Source organism: Oleiphilus sp. HI0132, assembly GCF_001635845.1.
The window spans coordinates 1-3,962 of sequence record NZ_LWGJ01001248.1; the positions used below are offsets into that span (position 1 = coordinate 1).

A 3,962-nucleotide genomic window follows, 5' to 3' on the forward strand; every position below is an offset into this window, starting at 1 on the left:
TTTTACTCCTTGATTTCCCAAGTTATTAGTTAAGATTCAAAGCCTCTTGGGGCAACTTTGGGGTAAAAACGGGATCCTTAGTGCACCTCCTAGCACGTTAAAATCTTATTCTAATCCTAAAAATGGTGAAATCAACTTAGCAGTGCTAGGTCTGTCTTCATGTATTATTTTTCCATAATGCTTTTTTAGCATCGATTCTGATGTGTGCCCCATAATTTCAGCAACAATACCAAGTGGTACATACTTTGTTATTAGCATCGATGCGAAAGTATGTCGACACTGATTTGGGCCTCTATGCCGCACGTTAGCTTCTCTCAACAAGGTTTCATAAGCTGTTCCTACTGACCGCTTGCTAAAAAGCTGCTCGTCTGTTTGTGATTTGAAGTTCTTGAAAATAGGTCGGATTTTATAGGATGTCGAATGTGTGTTGCTTCTGTTCTTTACACTGATTTCAATCGGTTTGTTCGTATATGAATATCTATGCTGCTTCAATAAAGTATCGATAGCAGGCCTTAACAATTGAAAAGAGCGTGTTCTTGAGGCTTCCTTAGGCACTTTGAATTCGTCACTTACATAAGCACGTTTAATATTTACTGTGTATGTGTTGAAGTCGATATCTTCCCACGCTAATGCGATTACTTCCGAAAGAGAGAGTCCTGTCCAGCACGTAAAGATGAACATGTTTATTATTTCTGGTCGACTGTAGTCACGTCTTTCTAGTTCAATTATTTTTTCCAGTTCTTTTATTGTATATGGATCAGCTTCAGGACCCTCTGTTTCATCTCTCTCAAGATTAGGTATACGTTCCATTATGTCTGTCTTTGTAATGTGATCCTGGTAAGCCAGTCTTGTCACGCCGCGTAAGACCGTAAACACGTCGTTTACGGTCTTAACTTTCATTTCCAGGTTTTGTGTTAAATGTTTTCTGAAATTTGTAATATCAGTCGTTCGTAGTGATCGTATCGTTTTATCACCGAAATATGCCTTTACATGTTTCGCTTTGGCTTCATAGCCTTCGATTGTCGACTTAGCGCGGTTTTCTGATTTCAATTCCAGCCACATCTCAACACCTCTTGAAATGGTTAGGTCAATATCATTACTAACCGAACCCGAATATTTAAGCGCGTTCTGAGAGTTCGGAAAATGTGCTTGATAATCGAAACTGCCAGACTTTATTTCGTTCAAAATCACCGCTCTTTTGTTAGCGGCATAGTTAAGCGAATTCTGATTAATTTTGAGAATGCCGGTAATGGGCTCCCTCATTCTTTTTCCATCTAACTGGAATGCAATCCGGATGTTATTTCCATGAATTTCGACGCCCTTAGGAATTTTGAACTCAGTTTTCTTGCTCACAGTTTTCCCTCCATCCAATCGTCAATCGCTACTGGGTTATAAACTATGCGGTTAGCAGGGTTCCGGATAAAATGCTTGCCCTCCAACCAAAATGCACAGCGGTACTTCTTTAACTGATCGTTTGTAAATCCATGAGTAGCCTCGAGTATTTTCTGGTGAACCCAGCGCCCATATTGAATCGATATGTTTGTTTCTCTATTCATTGCATTAGTTACCTGTTTAAGTGATTTGAGGCTCTACTTTAAGCGTGTTTTCCGCGCACCACCGGTGCGTACGGCGTGTATTTTTAACGTACCGCGCAACAAGGTGTTCGTTTTCTATTTTATGTTTTGAATAAGAGACGCAACAAAAATGGTGAAAACCTCCATGTTTGAAGGTTTCTAATAAATTTTAGTGAAAGAGGTATGGTAATAAGTTTGTTAAAGATGCCTTTATTAATGGGTTTTGTTCCAACGTTTTTGCTGAAGGGGGGGGGCAAGGCGTACGGTAGGGGTACGCAAGGGTGTGTCTGCTGATATGTTTATAGATAAGCGTGCATTGGTACTTCTGTAGTACCCCTTGTGCACACCTACACGTTCGATTAGGGGAAATAGTCACCGACAGAATTAACAGAACTGATTTTCATAATCTTTTTAAGGAGAACAAGATTGTCAAATCTTTGTGCTCATTATATTTGAGCACAAAGTTTTGATTGTGAGTGCTCATCTTCTGATGAGCACAAGGAATTAATTAAGTGAATTTTTATTGGAATTAAGAAATTAGCAGCGAATTCAAAAAAGCTATTATGAGCATAAACTTTTGGTTTTCGAATGTTGCTTATAGAAAACCTTATATGAGCATAAACTCTGAAAAGTTTGTGTCTTTAGTCTTATTAATAGTCCAAAATCCCTACTTGAGCATAAACCCTTTATGCTCATCCTTATAGGTGTATTTTTAACGCGATTGGAGATGGCGTTATTTGGCTTTATTAAACTCGAGCAAGCATTTTTTAAAAATTGGTAGTTTCGGGTTTTGAAAAGTTTGATGTTTGGGCTCTCCAAAGTTAATAGTTAACGATTGGTCACTTAGTTTGTGCAGGGTACGTAAAGTATCTGGATTAATTTCTCTACGAACACTGGCTAGAAGAGCCTTAAGTTCAAGGTCGAATTTACAATCCACTTCCAGACTCTATATGCTTCAGTTAATTTCACAAAGATGTAAAAACTTAAATCGTAAGGTTTATGCTCATTATTCCTGAGCACTTCCTTTGTTTTGTAAATGCTCAGGAATGATGAGCACAAAAAATAACTTATTTGTGCACATAGATGAGGGCTTTAAAGAATGATGTACGATGACCTTGAGCATAAAATACTATCCTGAGCACAAACTTCTGAAATCTCAAATTACAGGTGGTAAAACCTATCCTGAGCACAAGGTTTCGAAAAGTTGTGTCTTTTAGTTTTAAAATGGCCAAATTCCCTATCCTGAGCACTAACATGTTGTGCTCAGGTTTTTTAGTGTATTTAGGTGCGATAGAACCTTGCGATTATGTCGTTGGTTAAATTCAAACTACGCATTTTTCAAGGCTTGTGTATTTCGAGTGGGGTATATTTTGCTCTGTCATGAGTTTTCTTACAGTTGTCATGAATGATTGATCAGAAAGGTCGCAGAGCCGTATTTGTGTGATAACTGGCTCTCCATTTTCAACGTGTTTGGTTTCGGTTTTAAGTGGGAGTGCTTGAGGTTTAATGACGCATTTTCCTTCCTGAAACCTGAAGCCCAAAGTTATTGGGTGGACCTTAATAGGGCAATTGTCACTAACAGGATCGTTCAACTTCAAAGTCGATTGGACACTGAATTGACCAATGACCTTTTGGATAATCGAAGCAATTGATTTTTCAATTACGTATCGTTCGAAGGTGTTCAGTTTAATGCATCCGGATATTTGATGTAGGCCTTTGGGATTAGATCTTCTCATACGTTCAGACAAGTTTTCCGCAGATACGGCAATACCACGTGTTAAAGATCTCTCTAGATCTTTAGTGGCAAGTTCAAAATCTCCCAAACATACTCCCGAACTATTGTGCCAATTTCCCTCCTTGCTTTTCCAAATGGTACCTAGCTCGTCTCCAATATCACTTACGAGAGCTAAGACATGTCTTTTCCAGTGATCTGGCTTTTCTTGCCAGTGAGTACCGTAGCTGTAGATATCTTGGTTTAGGATGATATTGCGTAATAGGTCAGTTGTGTAAGTCATAGAGTTCTCCTTTTGTGGTCACCTCCAAAAATATGTCACTTATAAAATACGCAAGTATTATTGATTTCATGAGCGCTAGGAAATTATTAGAATGAAGTACAAGTAGTTGTAAATCTTATATTTTATATAGCTGAGCGTTCGAATATGGGGTAGACTGGGTTGCCTGAGGAATCTGGTTGGTTTGGTTTTGTCCCCCTGGAGTCCCTAACACAAGAAGTAGCGAACAGACATACTTGCTCGAAAGGTTTCAGGGTAGAAACCAAAAAATCTTAAGTCGTTTAGTTTAGGAAGAATAAAACGGTTTATTTGATTATAAAAAGCGAGCCACAATGAATAACTTAGGGACTATTGAAGCCCTCAATACAATATATAA

The 3,962-nt window shown here is 38.4% G+C and carries 3 protein-coding genes; all 3 read right to left on the reverse strand.

Features of this window, described 5'->3' with window-relative positions:
• Positions 1-105 precede the first annotated feature (105 nt).
• The 3 genes from A3766_RS18660 to A3766_RS18675 all read right to left on the reverse strand — a co-directional run bounded on the left by A3766_RS18660 (position 106) and on the right by A3766_RS18675 (position 3,589).
• Positions 106-1,353: an Arm DNA-binding domain-containing protein gene (locus tag A3766_RS18660; RefSeq protein ID WP_068513085.1), complete on the reverse strand. Its 1,248-nt coding sequence runs from the start codon at positions 1,351-1,353 to the stop codon at positions 106-108.
• Positions 1,350-1,556: an excisionase family protein gene (xisR, locus tag A3766_RS18665; protein WP_068513088.1), complete on the reverse strand. Its 207-nt coding sequence runs from the start codon at positions 1,554-1,556 to the stop codon at positions 1,350-1,352. Before xisR ends, A3766_RS18660 begins: the two co-directional genes overlap by 4 nt.
• A gap of 1,340 nt (positions 1,557-2,896) precedes the next feature.
• Entirely contained in the window at positions 2,897-3,589 is a 693-nt protein-coding gene (locus A3766_RS18675) for a hypothetical protein (protein WP_068513873.1), read from the reverse strand.
• Positions 3,590-3,962 lie beyond the last annotated feature (373 nt).